This is a genomic window from Duganella sp. Root1480D1, assembly GCF_001427305.1.
In the GTDB taxonomy this organism is placed as follows: Bacteria; Pseudomonadota; Gammaproteobacteria; order Burkholderiales; family Burkholderiaceae_D; genus Rugamonas.
In genome coordinates, this window is sequence record NZ_LMFZ01000011.1 from 44,055 (window position 1) to 62,778 (window position 18,724).

The 18,724-nt window shown below is 64.9% G+C and carries 9 protein-coding genes; 4 read left to right on the forward strand and 5 right to left on the reverse strand.

All coding sequences use genetic code 11. The features are described 5' to 3' along the window. Positions 1–49: 49 nt before the first annotated feature. Positions 50–8,701, reverse strand: a complete 8,652-nt coding sequence (locus ASD58_RS12280; protein ID WP_082565378.1) for a GH36-type glycosyl hydrolase domain-containing protein — start codon at positions 8,699–8,701, stop codon at positions 50–52. A 172-nt stretch (positions 8,702–8,873) separates the two neighbouring features. After that, positions 8,874–9,218 carry a beta galactosidase jelly roll domain-containing protein gene (locus tag ASD58_RS12285; protein ID WP_229209968.1) on the reverse strand — a complete coding sequence of 115 codons (345 nt, stop codon included), beginning with the start codon at positions 9,216–9,218 and terminating at the stop codon, positions 8,874–8,876. A gap of 168 nt (positions 9,219–9,386) precedes the next feature. On the opposite strand from ASD58_RS12285, the gene ASD58_RS12290 reads away from it, so the two are divergent. Next, on the forward strand, positions 9,387–11,540 hold the full coding sequence (locus tag ASD58_RS12290) for a TonB-dependent siderophore receptor (protein WP_057261459.1): 2,154 nt from the start codon (positions 9,387–9,389) through the stop codon (positions 11,538–11,540). Positions 11,541–11,663: 123 nt separating this feature from the next. Here ASD58_RS12290 and ASD58_RS12295 read toward each other — a convergent pair whose 3' ends face one another. Beyond that, the gene (locus ASD58_RS12295) at positions 11,664–13,619 is read right to left on the reverse strand and encodes an aminotransferase class V-fold PLP-dependent enzyme (protein WP_057261460.1); all 1,956 of its coding nucleotides are present in this window, start codon (positions 13,617–13,619) and stop codon (positions 11,664–11,666) included. Positions 13,620–13,719: 100 nt separating this feature from the next. On the opposite strand from ASD58_RS12295, the gene ASD58_RS12300 reads away from it, so the two are divergent. Beyond that, positions 13,720–14,205: an Lrp/AsnC family transcriptional regulator gene (locus tag ASD58_RS12300; RefSeq protein ID WP_057261461.1), complete on the forward strand. Its 486-nt coding sequence runs from the start codon at positions 13,720–13,722 to the stop codon at positions 14,203–14,205. A 31-nt stretch (positions 14,206–14,236) separates the two neighbouring features. Beyond that, entirely contained in the window at positions 14,237–15,427 is a 1,191-nt protein-coding gene (locus ASD58_RS12305) for an HPP family protein (RefSeq protein ID WP_057261462.1), read from the forward strand. On the opposite strand, the gene ASD58_RS12310 is transcribed toward ASD58_RS12305, so the two are convergent. After that, positions 15,369–15,998, reverse strand: coding sequence for a TIGR02281 family clan AA aspartic protease (locus tag ASD58_RS12310; protein WP_057261463.1), 630 nt, complete (start codon positions 15,996–15,998; stop codon positions 15,369–15,371). The genes ASD58_RS12305 and ASD58_RS12310 overlap by 59 nt on opposite strands. 93 nt (positions 15,999–16,091) lie before the next feature. Between ASD58_RS12310 and ASD58_RS12315 the strand changes: the two genes are divergently transcribed. Beyond that, entirely contained in the window at positions 16,092–18,314 is a 2,223-nt protein-coding gene (locus ASD58_RS12315) for a DUF1631 family protein (protein WP_082565379.1), read from the forward strand. A 3-nt stretch (positions 18,315–18,317) separates the two neighbouring features. On the opposite strand, the gene ASD58_RS12320 is transcribed toward ASD58_RS12315, so the two are convergent. Beyond that, positions 18,318–18,722: a hypothetical protein gene (locus ASD58_RS12320; RefSeq protein ID WP_156401255.1), complete on the reverse strand. Its 405-nt coding sequence runs from the start codon at positions 18,720–18,722 to the stop codon at positions 18,318–18,320. Positions 18,723–18,724 lie beyond the last annotated feature (2 nt).

Consider the following 18,724-nt stretch of genomic DNA (forward strand, 5'->3'; position numbering starts at 1 on the left):
GATGGGCATATCCGGCTCCGGCGCTGAAAAACGCCGAAGATATCCGAACTCATGCCCTTACGTCAATTTCGTAGGTAGTACCGTCGTCGACCAGCGCGATCTCCGTCGGCGAGGCGAGGCCTTCGCCGCGGGTGACGCGCAGGATGTAAGTGCTGCTGCCGTGGCGGTAGTGCAGCGTGAAGCCCGGCCACGCAGCCGGCAGGCGCGGGGCCAGCAGCAGCTTGCCGGCCTGGCGCGTCAACCCAAGCAGCGACTCGAGCAGCAAGCGGTACATCCAGCCGGAAGAGCCGGTGTACCAGCTCCAGCCGCCACGGCCGACATGCGGTTCGACAGCGTACACGTCGGCCGTTACCACATACGGCTCCACCTTGTAGCGTGCGCAGGTTTCCGCGCTGGAGCCGTGCCGTACCGGGTTGATCATCCGCATCAAGTCCCAGGCCCGCTCGACATCGCCCAGCCGCGCAAAGGCCATCACCGTCCAGATGGCGGCATGGGTGTACTGGCCGCCGTTCTCACGCACGCCCGGCACGTAGCCGCGGATATAACCGGGGTTCAGCGCCGACTTGTCGAACGGCGGATCAAGCAGCTGGATCAGGCCGAAATCGCGCCGTACCAGCCGTGCTTCCACCTGTTCCATCGCCCCTTCCACGCGCGCCTTGTCGGCGGCGCCGGTCAGCACGCCCCAGCTTTGCGAGATCGAATCGATCTGGCATTCCTCATTCTGCGCGGAGCCGAGCGGCGTGCCGTCGTCGAAATAGGCGCGGCGGTACCACTGGCCGTCCCAGGCATTGGCTTCGATGTTAGCGGCAAGCTGTCTGGCCTGCTCGCGGCACTCGTTGGCGAAGGATGCGTCGTCGCGTTGCTCAGCCACTTCGGCAAAGCGCTGCAGCACCTCGATCAGGAACCAGGCCAGCCACACGCTCTCGCCCTTGCCATGTTCGCCCACCTTGTCCATGCCGTCGTTCCAGTCGCAGGAACCGATCAGCGGCAAGCCGTGCTCGCCGAACCGCAAGCCGTTGCGGATCGCCCGCACGCAGTGCTCGTACAGGTCGCCGGCATGGGCCGAGCGGCTTGGCATGTCGTAGTAGGAATCTTCTTCCGGCTGCACCGGGCGGCCTTCCAGGTAATGCGCCTGCTCGTCCAGCACCGACATGTCGCCCGTGCTCGACACATAGCGCCACGCGGCAAGCGGCAGCCACAGGTAGTCGTCCGAGCAGTGCGTGCGCACGCCGCGGTCGGATGGCGGGTGCCACCAGTGCTGCACATCGCCTTCCACGAACTGGTGCGCCGCGCACAGGACCAGATGCTCGCGCAGTATGTCAGGCCGCGTGTGCACCATCGCCATCGCATCCTGCAGCTGGTCGCGGAAGCCAAACGCGCCGCCGCTCTGGTAGTAGCCGCTGCGCGCCCACATGCGGCAGGCAATGGTCTGGTACATCAGCCAGCCGTTGGCCAGCACGTCGAGCTCCGGCTCGGGCGTCTGCACCTGCACCGCGCCAAGCACCCGGTCCCAGTGCGCATGTACCTCGCCCAGCGCCTGCAGCGCCGCACCGCGCCCGCCGTGGCGCTGCACGACATTGGTGGCGTCGGCATTGCGGCGGCCGCCCATGCCCAGCACGAACACGATTTCGCGTTCCTGCCCCGGCTGCAGTTCAAACGGGGCCTGGATCGCCGCACAGGCATCCAGCCCCGCGCCGGCCTTGCCCGACAGTCGCACGCGGCGCAGCGCGGCCGGCCGTGCCAGGCTGCCATTGCGGCCGAGGAATTCCGTGCGGTCGCAGGTGACGGAACGTACCGACGCGTCGGCATTGAAGAAGGCTACACGGCCGGAGAATTCCGTGTTGTAGGCATTGCGGGCAAACAGCGCGCCGGTCACCGGGTCGATTTCGGTCACGATATGCATGCCCGACTTGGAGCGCATATCGCCCAGCACCCATTCGACATAGCCCGTCACCGACAGCTTGCGCGCCACCTCGGAATCGTTGCGCACGCGGATTACCGTGTAGCGCACCGGCGCATCCAGGGCCACAAAGGTGGTCATGCGGCTGCTGACGCCCGCTTCCGCATACTCGAACGAGGAATAGCCAAAACCATGGCGCGTCAGGTAGCTTCCCGTGCCCGGTGCCGGCAAGGCGCACGGCGACCAGAAGCGGCCGCTCTGCTCATCGCGCAGGTAGAAGGCTTCGCCGCTCAGGTCCGACACCGGATCGTTGTGCCACGGCGTCAGGCGGAATTCATGCGCGTTCTCCTGCCAGGTATAAGCCTGCCCGCTCTCGGACACCACGCTGCCGAACTGTGCGTTCGCGATCACGTTCGACCAGGGCAGCGGCGTGCGCTGTCCGGCGCCGGTGGCGATCACATACTCCTTGCCGTCCTGCGTGAAGCCGCCCAGGCCATTCACCAGGATCAGGTCGTCCGGCAAGGAGACGCCCGCCCCGCCAGCGCGCTCGGACGCCTCGGCACGCCCTTCGGCGATCAGCGGCGGCATGCGCAGCGTGGGCGCCACGCCGCGCTTCAGTTGATCGGCCAGCGTGCCGCGTTCGTCGCTCAGCACAGCGCGCGCCACCGTCTGCAGCAGCACGCGGTCTTCCGGCGCGATGCCTTCGGTCGGCCGCACGAAGATGCCGCCCGGGCGGTCGATCGCCTGCGCATCCAGGCCGGAGGCAATCAGCCCCATGATCTGGTCATGCAAGGCCTGGCGATAGCCGGAGCGGTCTTCGTACCAGATCACCAGGTCCACCACCAGCCCTTTCAGGCGCCAGTAGGCGTGGGCCTGCACCAGCTGGCGCGCCAGTTCGATATTGGCCGCGTCGCGGATTTCCATCAGCACGATCGGCAGGTCGCCGGAAATGGCATACGCCCACAGGCCCGACTGGCCGCGCTGGTTGCGCACCAGGATGCCGGGGTCGGCACGCAGGGCGGCATTCGGATAGATCACATGGTTGGCCAGGCGCGCGTATAACTGCGCCTCGGCCTCGCTGGCATTCAATTGCCGCAGCACCACCTGGCTGTGCGTCCACGCCAGTTCGAACACCCGGTCCGCCATGTGGCGGTCCTGGTATTTGTCGATCAGATATTGCGCGGCATCGCGCGTATCGGTCATGCCGGTCACCACGTCGATCACCGACACCTGGCCCGGCTCCAGCGCGATGCGGTAGCGGATCGCCACCACGGGATCGAGCACCGACCCTTCGCTGCCGGACAACGGCCCCGGTTCCTGCAGCGCCAATGGCAGCAGCGCCGTATTGCCGCGCCCAATGAAGCGCGCGCGGTCGGTTTCATACGACACCTGCTGCACCTGTGCGTCGTGCACCGTCATCACGTGCAGCAGGTATGGCGTCTTCTCGTCCTTGCCGCGCGGGCGGCGCGTGCACAGGATGGCGCTTTCGTCCTCCACGATCTCGGTCTGCACGAACAGCTTGCTGAACGCCTGGTGTGCGTTGTCGGCCGGCGCCGGCGCCATCACCACTTCGCCGAAGCTGGTGATCTCGATGACGCGGCGCCGATCAGAATGATTGGTGATGCGCGTGCGGCGCATCTCGATATCGTCTTCCGGCGACACCACGATTTCCGTGTACAGCTCGATCTCGTTGTCGCTGCGTCGGAACTCGGCCCGTCCTTCGGAGAAGATCACTTCCAGCCGCTGTGGCTCGGCCTGGGTGGGCTGGTAGGTGGTGGACCAGACGGCGCCGTCCTCGACGTCCTGCACGTAGCAGAACTGGCCCCAGTTGTCGCGCGTGCTGTCTTCGCGCCAGCGCGTCACGGCCAGGTTGTTCCAGCGGCTGTAGCTGCCGCCGGCGCTGCTCACCATGACGTGGTAGCGGCCGTTCGACAGGAGCTGGGTTTCCGGCACCGGCGGCGTATGCTGGTTCATGATGCGCATCGGCGCCGCCTGCTCCGGCACCGTGCTGCGCACCGAGGCCTGCTCCGCGCTGGCCGAGTGGAAGGCGCCAATGCGCGGGCTGCGCTCCTGCAGCACCAGCAAGGTCGATTGCAGCAGCGGGTCGGATTCGAAACGGCGCTGCATCGGCCGGTCGTTCAGCACATAGCTCAGCGCCAGGAAGCCCATGCCCTGGTGGTGCACCATGAAGGACTTGATGACGGCGTATTGCTGGCCGCGCGGCAGGCGCGCCGCCGTGTAATCGATCGCCTCGTAGAAGCCGTAACGCCCCATGAAGCCCATGGCCGCCATCTTCTGCAGGTTCTGGCAGGACGCGTCCGGATCGACCATCAGTCCCAGCATGGTGGCATACGGCGCCACCACCAGGTCTTCCGCCAGGCCGCGTTTCAGGCCGATGCCCGGCACGCCGAACGCCCGGTACTGGTAGTTCAGCGCCGCATCGGTGGTGTTATAACCCGACTCGGAAATTCCCCAAGGAACATTGCGCTGCCTGGCGTATTCCACCTGCGCCGCCACCACCGACTGGTAAGTCTGGTCCAGCAGGGTGCTGGGGTAGGTCGGCATCACCAGCAGCGGCATCAGGTACTCGAACATCGAGCCGCTCCAGGACAGCAGCACCGGCTGGCCGTGCACGATGCAAAGCTGGCGCCCCATGGCGAACCAGTGCTCCTGCGGCAGTTGCCCCTGCGCGATGGCGACGAAGCTGGCCAGCCGCACTTCGGAAGCCAGCAGGTCGTAGCAGCTCGCATCGAGCCGCCGCTCGCTCAGGTTGTAGCCGATGGCCAGCAGCTTGGTGGTCTGGTTGAACAGGAAGCCGTATTCGCACTGGGCGAATTCATTGGCCTGGTGCGACAGGCGGTTCAGCATGTCAAGGCGTTCACGCGCCCGGGCCGCGCCCTGCTCCACCAGCGTCGCCAGCTGCTGCTGACGCTCGCGCTCGTCCGGCGCCAGGTCGCTCAAGGCCGCGCCCGGCAAAGGCCAGCTTGCCAGCTCGCGCAGGGTCGGAACCCGGTCCAGTGTGGTGTCGTATTGCGCTTCGGTTTGCGCCGTGATCCAGGGCGCGAAACCATCCAGTTCATCCAACGCGCCGCGGCATTGCGCATGCAAGGCACCGGCCCACGCCGCAACCTGTGGGTCGAGCGGCACCGAGGCCTGGCGCAGGAATTGTTCGGCGCCTTCGCAGGCGCGCACCAGCCAGGCGCGCTGCTGCCGCAGGCTTGGCGGATAGGCGGGCGTTGGCGCGGCGATCGCCGCTTCCAGCGCCGCCAATGCCTCGGCGCCTGCGCCGCCGGACGAGGTGGCGGCTTCGCGCACCAGCGCACAGGTCGTGGCCAGGCCTTGCGCCAGGTTCGGATGCACGATCGGCAGTTCCGCAATACCGACCAGGCCCGCCTGCAGCGTGAGCAGGTGGCCCGCAAGATTTCCGCTGTCGACAGTGGAGATATAGATCGGGTGCAGCGGCTTCATCGACTGGGTGTCGTACCAGTTGTAGAAGTGGCCCTGGTGCCGTTCCAGCTGCGCCATGCTGTCCAGCGTGCTGGCGGTGCGCGCCGCAAGCTGGGCACCGGTAATGTAGCCGAAGTCATATGCCGTCAGGTTGGCCAGCAGCGCCATGCCCATATTGGTGGGCGAGGTGCGGTGCGCCACCACCTGGGTCGGGTGTTCCTGCATATTATCCGGCGGCAGCCAGTTGTCTTCCGGCCCCACAAAGGTCTCGAACCACAGCCAGGTTTTGCGCGACAGCTTGTGCAGGAACAGGTTCTGGTCTTCCTTCAAAGCCCGCTGCACGCGCGCAATGGGCAGGCTGATCCACCAGGCCACCAGCGGCGATGCGAACCAGGCGGCGACAAAGATCAGCGCCGCCTCAAACGCCTGCGGCCGCAGCGCGGCCAGGCCGGCCCCGGCGCCCAGCGCCAGCAGCGGTGCCATCCACATGGTGCGCCAATTGCTGGCCAGGGTGGTGCCGGCACGCGATAGTCCCGAGGCCCGCCACTCCAGCAAGCGGCGCCGCGACACCAGCAGGCGCCAGCCGGTGCGCACGATGGCGTCAAGGCTGATATACGCTTCATAGGGCAGGAACACCAGCGTCAGCAAGGCATGCTCGAACTGCATGCCGCTGCGGCGCAGCGATGCCGGCGCGTGCTGGCTCCACAGCGTGTCATCCGGCTTGTGCAGCAAGTCGTAGACGGCGCTGACCAGGGGCGGCAGGAAGATAATCGCCAGCACGGCCAACGCCCAGAACCACGGGTGAGGCAATGCGGCGAAGGCCATCAGCAGCGACAGGGTCAGGACCGGCGCCACCAGGCTGCGGCGCAAGTTGTCGAACAGCTTCCAGCGCGACAGCGCGGACAAGGGATTGGCTTCGTGCTTGCCGCCTGCCAGCGGCACGCGCCGCATCAGCCAGGGCAGCAATTGCCAGTCGCCGCGCATCCAGCGCTGGCGGCGGCTGACGTCATCGCGATAGCGGGCCGGATAATGTTCATAGAGCTGCGCGTCGCTCAGCAGGCCGGCGCGCAGGTAGCAGCCTTCCAGCAGGTCGTGGCTCAGGATGCGGTTGTCGGGCAGGCGCCGCCCCAGCACTTCTTCGAACACGTCGACATCGTAGATGCCTTTGCCGATGAAGGAGCCTTCGGCAAACACGTCCTGGTACACATCGCTGACGGTACGCGTATAGGGATCGATGCCCGGCTCGCCGCCGCACAGCTTTTCATAGCGCGATGCGTCTTCGCTCGGCAGGCTGACCGCCACGCGCGGCTGCAGGATGCCGTAGCCGGCCACCACGCGCCGCAGGCGCTGGTCGATGCGCGGCATATTGAGCGGGTGGCGCATGGTGGCGACAAATTGGCGCGCGGCGTCGCGCGGCAATTGCGTGTCGCTATCGAGCGTAATCACGTATTTGAATTCAGGCAGGTCGTCCATATCGCCAACGATCAGCGAGAACGCGTCCTGCGCACCGCCGCGCATGAAGCGGTTCAGGTCGGACAACTTGCCGCGCTTGCGCTCCTCGCCCATCCAGGCGCGCTGGGAGGCATTCCAGCGGCGCGGGCGATGCAGCAGCAGGAAAGGCGCCGGCGCCCCCTCCTCCGTGTATTTCAGGTTCAGGCGTGCGATGTTGGCGGCCGCGCGCTCGGTCAACGCAGCGTCGGTCGACAGCGTTTCTTCCTGCGCATCGGCGAAATCGGTCAGCAGGCAAAAGCGCAGGTTGGGGTCGCGGTTGGCGAGGAAGTGCACTTCGACCTGCTCGCACAATTCATCGACATTCTCCCGGCTGTACAACAAGGTCGGCACCACCACCATGGCGCGCGCATCCGGTGGCACGCCGTTCTGGAAATCCATGCGCGGCAAGGGCCGCGGTTCGACGAACAGCGTGGCGACCCAGTTGACCAGCGCCAGTGCAAGCTGGCTGCTGCCCATCAGGCCAAGGATGCCCAGCACCACCAGCACCCACGGCTGCACGCCATCGCGCCAGGCGCGCTCCAGCATCAGCGCGGTAGCAATCACCGACAGCGCGCCGATTGCGCCAAGGTAGGACAGCAGCGGCGAGGTGCGCATGGTGCGCTTCAGCGAGCGCAGCGGCGGCAGGCGCACGCCAACCTGGCGCTCCAGCAGCAGCATGCCATCGCCCACCAGGTAATAGCCGACATGATGCAGGCGCGTGTCGTGGTCGACGGCACGGGTGCGCGCCAGCTCGAGCGCCTGCTGCGCCACTTCCTCCTCGCTGGCAGGCGAATAGCGCGCCATGCGTTCCACGCTGTGGCGATACTGGTCGCGCGTGGAGAAGTCCATGTCGGGATAAGTACCGGCCGGGTCCTCGCGCAAGGCTTGCTCGACCACGCTCATGGTCTCGACGAACTCCTGCCAGTCCATGGTGCCGAGGAAGCGCAGGCTGCCAATGCTGTTGGCGATCGACACCTGTTCCGCAGCCTGCAAATGAATTTCGGCCTGGATCTGCTGTTCGATGGTCTGGCCGGATTCCGCCAGGCGGTAAGTGATCCAGTTGAGCGCCAGCGTCAGCACCGGGCTTTGCCCCTGCAGGCGGCGCGCCAGTTCGGCCACGAAGCCGCTGGTGATCGGCGGCTCCGAGCGCGCCATGTCCGCCACCAGCAAGATCAAGCCGCTCGGATTCTTGTCGGCGATTTCCACCATCTGGTCGGCCCAGCTATTCGCCAGGTCGCGCTGGAAGCGGTTTTCTGCCACGCGCGCCGCCACGCGGCGCAGGTTCTCGATCAGCGCCAGGCGCAGCATGATCGGGATGGCCCACAACTCGCCCAGTTTCAGCGTCGCGACTTCCTGATAGGCTTCGACGAAACGGCTCAGGCTTTCCGGGTCAACGCGGCCATCGCCATGCGCGATGATTTCCAGCGCGATCTGGTAGACGCGCGGCGTGCCTTCGGGCGCGCCCTTGGCCAGGCGCGGCAATTCCTTGCTGTAGTCTTTTGGCAGGTGGCGCCGCGCAGTGCGGATCTGGTCCTCGATCAGGTAGAAATTGTCGAGCAGCCATTCGGAAGCGGGCGTGACCTGGCGGCCTTCCTTGACCGCCTCCGTCAAGCCTTCGCAGGTGGAGCCGATCAGCGCTTCGTTTTCGCTCAGCCGCGCCAGCAGGCGGTCGCCGCCGCCACGTTTGCTGAGCTCATGGCTGGCAGCCAGCGCACGTCCATGCTGCTCCATCTGCTGCGCGCTGAACAGCTCACCGCGCAATGGCAAATCATCGTCCTCGCCGGTCCCTTTTTCCAGGGAGCCCGATTCCGATTCCTTGAACCCGGCACTTGCGACCGGCCATAAAAAAGGGTTCTCTTTCAAGGGTGGGCCTCACACTTATTCTTAGAACTGCCGCGCAGAACGGCAGTATGTTCCAAGCAATGTTATGCGGGCGCACGGCATGCGACTGTTCGCTAGCGTACATATGGCTCCGTTACAGATCAGCGCGTTTTGCGCCTCGCATTTCGCCTCGGCAAGAGGACGAATTTTTTTGCTAACCTGGCTTGCTGAAAATAGGGTCGCGCAAACCCTGCACGCACGGTGCTTCAGCCGCCTCGTCAAGGTCGAGGATGATGATCTCGTTATCGCCCTTGTGCAGCCAGGATGCGGGCAGGAACAGGCTTTGTTGCGGACCGACGCGCCAGTAACGGCCGAGATGATGGCCGTTGACCCATACGTGTCCTTTGCCAAGCGCACGCGTATTTAGGAAGGTGCTGCCTTGCGCATCGCTGCGGAAATGTCCGCGCCAGAATGCAGGGCCTTGCCGTGCGGGCGCACCGCGCTTGAAGCGCAAGGCCGACAAGTCCGCCAGCGGCATCTCCGGCTCCTGCAAGATCACATCGAAAGCGATCCTGTCAATTCGAAAGAACTATTTGGGCAAAGCGAAAGATAGCTGCACGATGGCCTGCAGTTTTGTTATCTCTTTGTAACCGGCCATTAATTACCTCTCAGGTGGCGCGCCGGGCGGTGTATCCTGCTACGTTTCCCAAAAGCCACCGCCATTTGCATGAAGAAAATCGCCCTACCCCTGCTTCTCATCGTCCAGGTGCTCAACAGCGCTTACGCACAAGAGCAGGCCGCCTCCGACAAAGTCACGCCCAAGGTTGAGATCAAGGGTAGCGCGGCCATGGATATCCGCCGCAACGACACCGCCACCAAGATCGTCGTCACGCAGGAAGAAATCCTGAAGAATGGCGACACCAGCATCGGCGAAGTCCTCAAGCGCCTGCCAGGCATCACCCTGGACGGCGTGCAGGGCCGCGGCGGCAATATCCGCATGCGCGGCCTGGGCAGCGGCTACACCTCCATCATGCTGAATGGCGAACCTGCGCCACCCGGCTTCTCTCTCGATTCGCTGACGCCGGACATGATCGAGCGCATCGAGATCATGCGCGCCGCCACCGCCGAGTTCAGCACCCAGGCCATTGCCGGCGGCATCAACATCGTGCTGAAAAAAGCCATTTCCACGGCACAGACTGAAATCAAGGCCGGCCTGCAATCGGACAACGGCCAGCCCGGCACCAGCGTCAACCTGCAGATGTCGGACCGCAAGGGCCCATGGTCGTACTCGATCGGCGGTGGCTTCCTGTACGGCGATTTCGACCGTCCCAGCCACTCGATGACCGAAGCCACCGGCAGCGCGCCGCTGCTGCGCCGCGGCGAGGCGACCAGCGAAGGTTCGTTCCGCAACTTCAACCTGGCGCCGCGCGTCAATTACGCCATCAAGCCGGGCGACGTGATCACCTCGCAGAGCTTCATTGCGGTCAATCGCTTCCGCGCCCACAACACCGAACAGGTGACTACCGTGTACGGCGACGAGCCGCAATTCAGCGGCCTGAACCAGAACATCAAGGCCGACTTCGAGCTGTTCCGCACGGACCTCAGCTGGGCCCGCCCGCTGGCCGATGGCGCCAAGCTCGATATGAAGGCCGGCGTCAACTACAACCACCGCAACGTGGAAGCCCCCAGCCTGCAGAACGGCACCTTGTTTGAACGCAGCCGCACCGTAACGTCCGAATCGACCGACAAAGGCTTCACCACCACCGGCAAGTATTCCAGCCCGATCGTGCCGGGCCACGCCCTGGCGACCGGCTGGGACATCGGCTACAGCAAGCGCCACGAAGACCGCATCCAGCGCGAACAATACTTGCGTGCGCCGGCCGGCATCGCGCCGCAAAACCTCGATGAAGTCTATTCCGCCGACGTCACGCGCCTGGCAGCTTACGCGCAGGATGAATGGAATGTGAGCGAGCGCTGGTCGGTGTACTTCGGCCTGCGCTGGGAAGGCGTGAACATCAAGAGCACCGGCTCCGATTACGGCAGCATCGACAACAACTCCAGCGTCTTGAGCCCGCTGTTCCAGACCCTGTACAAACTGGGCGAGAAGAAGAAGGACCAGGTGCGTTTCGGCCTGACCCGCACCTACAAGGCGCCGGGCGTGGGCGACTTGATCCCACGCCGCTTCACCTCCAACAACAACAGCTCGACGTCGCCCGACATCATGGGCAACCCGAACCTGAAACCGGAACTGGCCTGGGGCCTGGACCTGGCATTCGAGCACTACCTGGGTGAAGGCGGCGGCCTGCTGTCGGCCAGCACCTATGCGCGCCGCATCGAGGACATCACGCGCCGCCGCGTGGACCTGGTCGATGGCGCATGGGTTTCGCGCCCGGTTAACGCCGGCACCGCCAACACCTACGGCATCGAACTGGAAGCAAAGCTGCCTTTGCGCTCGATCATGAAGGAAGCGCCGGGCGTGGAAATGCGTGCCAACCTGACCCGCAGTTGGTCGAAACTGGACACCGTGCCGGGCCCGAACAACCGCCTGGACCAGCAGGTGCCTGTCAGCGGCACCGTGGGTGCGGACTGGAAACTGGACAAGCTGCCGCTGACGCTGGGCGGCTCCTACAGCTACCAGGGCGGCGGCGAAGTGCGCATCTCCGACCGGCAGTATGCCTACTCGGTACCGAAGCGCGCGCTGGACCTGTATGGCTTGTGGAAGTTCACGCCGAAGACCCAACTGCGCCTGTCGGCGTCCAATATGCTGCACCAGGATAACCTGACGCAGTCGTCCTACGTTGAGGCCACTGGACGGCGCAGCGATACCACCATCACGCCAACCAGTGTCCTGTTCCGCGCAATTCTTGAGATGAAGCTTTAAATGGAGACGGCGGCCAACTGGCCGCCGTTTTTCCTGGGACCAGCTCGGGAGTGGAAAAGCAGAAAAATGACAAAAAAAAGCGGCGGCCAACGGCCGCCGCAAGCAGGATACAACTTTACACAATCATGCGGCAAGCGCCAGTGCTGCTGACGCCAGGGCAATCCCTCCGCCCAGGCTATAAGCATTGCGATAGCCGAGGCGGCGCAGGCATTGCGCAGCCTTGGCACTGCGGTTTCCGCTGCGACAGAAGAACACCAGCGGCGGCTGTTCTGCCGCATCCAGCCAGCCCGGCACGAAGGCCGCCAGCCGGCTAAGCGGCACACTCTGCGCGGCACGGCCGCCTGGGATGCAGGCGGCTTGCTCATAGACCTCACGCACGTCCACCAGCACTGCTTGCGGATGCGCTTCCAGCAGGCGCGCCAAGGCGATGCTGTCCAGGTTCAGGTCGACGCCCAGCGCGCCGCCTATCTCCTCCGCACGCAGGCTGGTGCAGCAGGCATTCAATTCTTCGCGGCCGGCGCAGACCAGCGCATCGTCCGGAATCCTGCCGGCCAGCGCAGACCAGGGCGCCAGGCCGGTGAAGGCGTAATCGACCTTGTCGCCGCGGCAAAGCAGATAGGCATGCTGGTGCGCCTCCAGCGTCACGTGGCGCACGGTGTGCGCGCCGAACACGATGCTGTCGCCGGCAGCGGCGCCGTCGTGCGTACTCACGCGTGCCGCGACCTGGTAGCCATGGCTGCGCAGCAGGCTGTCGATGCGCTCACCCAGTTCTTCCTGATGGTCGATCACGACGCATTGGCGCGACGGTGCGTCCAGCAGCAGCCAGGTATGGTTGCCGGCCAGGCTCAGTTGCAGCACGCCTTCCGGAGCATTGGCCGCAGTGGCTGCCGGTACATCCAGCAAGCCGGCGGCGCGCAAGGCCTGGCCACAGCGCTCGATGCGCGCGCAGGCCTCGATAATGATTTCTTCGCTGGCCAGCGGCCCGAAAGACATGCGCACCGCACTGCTGCTGCGCCAGGCCGGCAGGCCCATCGCATCCAGCACATAGCTCGGCGCAGCCTTGGCGGCGGAGCATGCGCTGCCGGCGCTGACGCGCACATTGGCGGCGTCGAACACGTCCAGCAGTTCCTTGCTCGACAAGCCAGGCACGGAGAAATTCAGGGTGGTCGGCAGCGCCTTGTCGAACGGCGCATTGAACACGATGCCGGGCAGCGCGGCGCGCAGGCTGGCGGCCAGCTTGTCGCGGAAGCCGTACAGTTCCGCCGGCGGGCGGAAGGTGCCGCCTTCTTCCAGCGCAGCCAGCACTGCGCCCAGCGCCGCAATGCCTGCCATGTTTTCGGTGCCGGAACGCAGCCCGGCTTCCTGGCCGCCGCCCATCACCAGCGGGGTGTATGGCGCGCCTTCACGCACATACAGCATGCCGATGCCTTTCGGTGCGTACAGCTTGTGGCCGGAGAATGGCGCGTAGTCGATGCGGGTGTTGCCGAGGTCCAGCGGTAGCTTGCCCAGGCCCTGCACGCAGTCGACCATCCACAGCGCCTTGCTGGCTGCCAGCGTGGCGCCGATGCCGACCAGGTCGGACACCACGCCGGTTTCGTTATTGGCTGCCATGGTGCAGACAAAAGCCGCTTGCGGCGCCAGCGCGCGCAGCGCGGCCAGGTCGTGGCGTCCATCAGCGTCAACCGGCAGCTTTTTCAGTTCGAGGCCCAGGCCCAGCAAGCGGTTCCAGTGCGCCAGCGCTTCCGGCACGGCCTTGTGTTCGGTGGCGCCATACACCAGCAGGCTGCCGGTGGCTTCCCCGCTGTCGCGGCGTTCGCGCAGCGCGCACAGCGCCGACAGCACGGCAGTCTGGATACCTTCCGTAGCGCCGCTATTGAACATGATGCGGCCGCTGCCCACGCCCAGCAGGCGTTTGGCGCGCTGGCGCACGATGTCCATCATGGCCTTGGCCTTGAGGCCGGTAGCGTGGGTGCTGCTGGGATTGCCGAAACAATCGCGCATGGCTTGCACCGCCGCGTCGATGGCGGCTGGCAGCACGCAGGTGGTGGCATTCCCGTCGAGGTAGATTTCTTTGCTCATACTCAATAGTTTACGAACTGGCTGTGAATCAGGCATTCCAAAATTACCTCAAACAGGCCTTAATGTAGAATAAGCATTCCAAATATCGATATAAACAAAAATGAACGATCTCGACCGCTACGATTACGCGATTCTGGGAGCGCTGCAGGTGGATGGCACGCTGTCTGTGGCGGAGCTGGCGGAAAAGGTTGGCCTTTCGACCACGCCCTGCTGGAAGCGCCTGAAGCGGCTGGAGGAGGATGGATATTTCGACCGCCGCGTGGCAATCGTCAATCGCCGCAAAGCCGGCTTGCCGGTGACCGTGTTCGTCAGCGTGCGCACCAGCCAGCACGATGAGAAATGGCTGGCCAGGTTTGCCGCCGCCGTGGTGGCGCTGCCGGAAGTGCAGGAGTTCCACCGCATGAGCGGCGATATCGACTACCTGTTGAAGGTGGTCACCACCGATATCGAAGGGTATGACCGTTTTTACAAGAAGCTGATCAAGGCCGCGCAACTGACCGGCGTGTCGTCCGCCTTCTCGATGGAGCAGATCAAGTACACCACCAGCCTGCCGCTTGACCTGGTGTCGCACGGCGCCGGTGGCTGAGAGTAACAGCCAACCGTGGGATAATGGGCGGATGCTGAAATCCGCACTTCTCTCCCTGCTCCCCGCCCGCAGCAATACCAGCCAGCGCCAGCGCCTGCGCGCCAGCTTCGGTGCCCTGCTTGGCCTATTGATAACCAGCGTCGTCGCCCATTACCTGCTGGGCGAGAACGCCATGTACCTGGTGGCGCCGATTGGCGCTTCTTCCGTGCTGCTGTTCTGCCTTCCTGCCAGCCCGATGGCCCAGCCCTGGGCGGTCGTTGGCGGCAACGTGGTTTCCGGCGTGATGGGCGTGGCCTGCGTCCAGCTGTTCGGTCCCGGCCCCATGGCGGCGGCCCTGGCGACGCCACTGGCGATTGCCGCCATGTTCGCGCTGCGCTGCCTGCACCCGCCCGGCGGCGCCACGGCGCTGATGATGGCGATTGGCGGCCCGGCGGTGCATGCAATGGGCTTCCGCCTGCCGTTGGGCCCGGTGCTGCTGGACTGCGTGCTGATCGTGCTCGCCGCAATCGTGTATAACAATTTGACCGGGCGCCGCTATCCGCACAGCCAGCAGCTCGTGCATCCCAACCCGCATGCGACCAAAGACGAGGTGCCGACGGTGCGCTTCGGCTTCCAGCCGGAGGACCTGGACGCGGTTCTGCGCCAGTACAACCAGGAATTGGATATCAGCCGCGACGACCTGGAAGAACTGTTCCTGAAAACCGAGATGCGCGCCTACCAGCGCCGCTTCGGCATTATTACCTGCGGCGACATCATGTCGAAAGACGTGGTGACGGCGGAATTCGCGACACCGCTGGCCGATGCCTGGCGTGAAATGCGCCAGCACCGTATTGCGGCCGTGCCGGTCCTGAACCGCGTGCGGCGCGTGATCGGCATCGTCACCACCAGCGATTTCATGAAGCACGGCGGGCTGGATGATTACCACGGCATGCGCCGCCAGTTGCTGGACTTCCTGCGCCCTTCCGGCAGCACGCATTCGGAAAAGCCCGAGGTAGTCGGCCAGATCATGGTGAAGCACCCGCGCACGGCCAGCGTCGATACGCCAATTACCGAACTGGTGCCGCTGATGGCCGATTCCGGCTTCCACCACATCCCGGTGCTCGATCACGAAGACCGCTTTGCCGGCATCGTGACCCAGTCCGACGTGGTGGCAGCCCTGTATGCTAGAAACGCTTTGTCAGGGTCAGGATCCCCGACTCCGTCTTCATATCAAGCCGCTTGAGGACCGAGTTGCCGAGCAGGATCACGCCCAGGCCGGCCTCGTTGATCGAGCCGTCCACATTGGCGAATTCGAACTCGCCGACCTTCACCTTGTCCAGCTTCACGATCCACACCGTGGCCGTGCCGGCCGCGGTCTGGGTGAAGGCGCGGCGGCCCTTGTTCTTGTAGTCGATGCCCATCTTGCCCGCCAGCGCAGCAGGAATCGACACCAGCGTGGCGCCGGTATCGAGCATCATGTTGACAGGCAGGCCATTGATTTCGCCTGCCACCGAGTAGTGGCCGTTCGTATCGGGCGACAGTACCATTGAATTGCCGCCACCATTTGATTTGGATGCCGCGTATTCGCCCAGGCGGATGGTATAACGCTTGCCGCCTTCCTCAATGGTGGCTTCACCGGACGTAACGCCAACCAGTCTGCTACCATCTGGCAGCGTGGCGCCTACCGGGAAAGTGCGTGGTGCGCCCCCGTTAACCGATAACAGGGCCCGCTCTTTCAGGGTGCCGACCAGGCTGACATCGGCCTGGGCCGAAAGTGCGGTTAATATCAAAGCAGCGGCTAGCGCGATACGCATTGCAGGAAACTCCGGTCAAAATTGCATTTTGACACACTTTCGACCGTTAAATTGTTGACTGTTGGGCGCAACATTTCGATAGAATCTAGTCATATGCAAACGTTGAAAAGGGTGCTTGCACTCGCCCTAGAAGAAGCGCAAACCGGTTTTGCGACATTGTGCAAACGGATGACCGACCAGGCCGATGAAGTTCTGGGCGAAGCCCTGCGTACTGCACCGTCGACGGAACAGCGCCTTGCCGGAGCATGCCGCGTCTTCCTGCGCGAGCAGGGTGCTGCCTTGCGCGCGCGCATGGAGCGCTCCTATGCCGGCCTGCTGGCGCGCGCCATGCAGACCATGCACACCGACCTGCGCACCGGCCTGCACAACTTCAGCGCCGACACCCTGACCCTGATCGACGACGAAGTCGTGACGCGCCAGATCGAAGTCGAACGCCTGCTGCTGAAGCTGCGCGACGCCGACGAACTCAGTCTCGGCCACCTGAACCTGATCATCGCCCAGATGCATGGCGACAGCGAAGTGCGCGAGCGTGAAAACCCATTCCGCCCTTACCTGCTGGCGCGCTCCCTGTACGACGCGCTGCACGCCATGGTGGCAGACGAAGCGCAGAGCAAACTGCTGTTCGATGTCCTGTCGCAAGCCATGACGGCGCAACTGGGCGACTTCTACAACCGCTTGCGCGAAGTGTTCGAATCGCGCGGCATCCGTTCGCGCCTGGTAGCACGCCCATCGGCGCTGAACCGGCTGGAACAGGAACGCCTGGCCTGGCAACGCGCCGCCACCGGGCAAGCCGACGCCGACATCGCCATGCGCCAGCGCGTGGCGCGCCTGGGCGCGGTGCAAAAGGAAATCCAGCAGGATTCGCCGCCCAGCATCCTGCAGGGGCAGCCGGACATGCCGTCCAAGCCGGAACTGCAGGAACTGGTGTTCAGCATGTTCAATCCGTCCGGCATCCGGCGCAGTGCGCCGCAGCCGCAGAACACGCTGCGCGCGCAGCTCGATAACGCCCTGCGCCAGCTCCAGCGCGAACATGCCGGCAGCGCGCCGCAGCCGCCGCTGGCCCTCCTCAACCGGATGACCAACCTGCCGCACGGCTCGGAACGCATCGTGGTGGAACTGGTCGGCCTGCTGTTCGAATACATCCTGAACGACGACCAGCTTCCGAAGGGCATACGGGAACAACTGTGCCGCCTGCACGCGCCCTTCCTGCGCGCAGCGCTGAAGGACCTGGCGGTACTGCAAGGCGCCCACCTGCCGGCGCGCCATTTGCTGGACCGCATTGGCAGTGCCGCCATCGGCATCGGCGCCGATTCGCCGCTGCAGCAACCGCTGCAGGGCGAGGTGGAACGGCTGGTCAACCAGGTACTGGAACAGTACGAGCACGATGCCTCCGTGTTTGCCGATGCCGGCCTGGAACTGGACGGTTTCCTGGCCGGCCTGCTGCGCGAGTGCGACCCGGTGGTGCGCCGTGCCATGCCGGCTTTCGAGCGCGCCGTGAAAGTGGCGCCGTTCGTGGCGGCCCTGGCCGACACCTTGCGCGGCCAGCTCGAGTCGGTCAATGTCGACCGCCGCATGATGGACTTCATCACCGGCACCTGGGCGCAGGTGATGGTGCATACCTATGGCCGCCAGCCGGACTACGGCAAGCTGTTGCCGGAGCTGGTATGGAGCGCGCAGGAAAAGATCCTGCCGGAAGAACGCGCGGTGCTGATGAAAATGCTGCCTGCTTTGGGCCGCGAACTGCGCGCGGGCCTGGCAACCATCGGCAAGAGCGAAGCGGAGGCGCAGGCTGCGCTGGACCAGCTGGTGTCGCTGCACATGGATGTGCTGGCCAATAATATGCCGATGCCCACCACGCCGCGCATGAATGTGGCGGGCTTGCGCGAGCGCTTTGCCGCGATCGATGCGGGACACCCGGCATTAGTGGCTGCAAGCCATAGCGATACCTTGCCGGCCCAGGCCCAGTTCATCGCTGAATTCGCGCTGCATGGCGTCCTCGCCACGGTGCAGCCCGACCCGGCGCTGGCTCCGGTATCGAGCTACGAAGAAGAATGGCTGCAATGGGCGCAGGCTGGCAATGGCTTCGAGATGCTGTCCGGCGACAGCTATGTGCCGCTGCGCCTGGGCGCGGTGGCAGCGCACCACGCCGGTTTCATCTTCACGGCGCCGGATCATTCCACGCCGCTGGTGTACTCGCGCGCTGCGCTGCTGGCAGCCATGCGCGATGGCAGCCTGCGGCCGATGGAGTATTCGCCGCTGTTCGAGCGCGCAGTGGAGTCGCTGATGACCGGTGCGGAGTCGCTGGACGCCGCCTGAGGTTCAGGATTCGGCCTGCCACAACTCCCAGCAACCGCCCTGCAGGCGGAAGCGGTAGATGACCGGGCCAGCCTCCACTTCCGCCTGGCCGACGTCGCGGCGAACCGACATGCCGTGCTTCTTGACGATCTCCCCCAGCAGTTCCTGGCTGCGGTACGCGGTGCGCGGCACCATGGTCGTAGTCGGGCCTTCCGCGCCATTGAGCACTTTCTGCAAGGGGTCGGCGGTGCGCGCGTTGGCAAACAGGCGGTCCGCCTGGTAGCGCGGCAGGAAGGCGTCAAACGATTCCGGCGCTTTGGCGCCGCAGCCCTTGCGCATGGTTTGCACTCCCTTGGTCAGCGACGGCAGCAGACGGGTCGAATACCACATGCCGCCGACCAGGCCCCCCGCCAATAACATCAAAAACATTG

What these genes read in the sequence shown, in the direction of transcription:
- ASD58_RS12320 (WP_156401255.1), bottom strand. Translation starts at nt 18,722, where the DNA reads ATGTTTTTGATGTTATTGGCGGGGGGCCTGGTCGGCGGCATGTGGTAT.
- ASD58_RS12300 (WP_057261461.1), top strand. Translation starts at nt 13,720, where the DNA reads ATGAACGATCTCGACCGCTACGATTACGCGATTCTGGGAGCGCTGCAG.
- ASD58_RS12290 (WP_057261459.1), top strand. Translation starts at nt 9,387, where the DNA reads ATGAAGAAAATCGCCCTACCCCTGCTTCTCATCGTCCAGGTGCTCAAC.
- ASD58_RS12315 (WP_082565379.1), top strand. Translation starts at nt 16,092, where the DNA reads ATGCAAACGTTGAAAAGGGTGCTTGCACTCGCCCTAGAAGAAGCGCAA.
- ASD58_RS12305 (WP_057261462.1), top strand. Translation starts at nt 14,237, where the DNA reads ATGCTGAAATCCGCACTTCTCTCCCTGCTCCCCGCCCGCAGCAATACC.
- ASD58_RS12310 (WP_057261463.1), bottom strand. Translation starts at nt 15,998, where the DNA reads ATGCGTATCGCGCTAGCCGCTGCTTTGATATTAACCGCACTTTCGGCC.
- ASD58_RS12295 (WP_057261460.1), bottom strand. Translation starts at nt 13,619, where the DNA reads ATGAGCAAAGAAATCTACCTCGACGGGAATGCCACCACCTGCGTGCTG.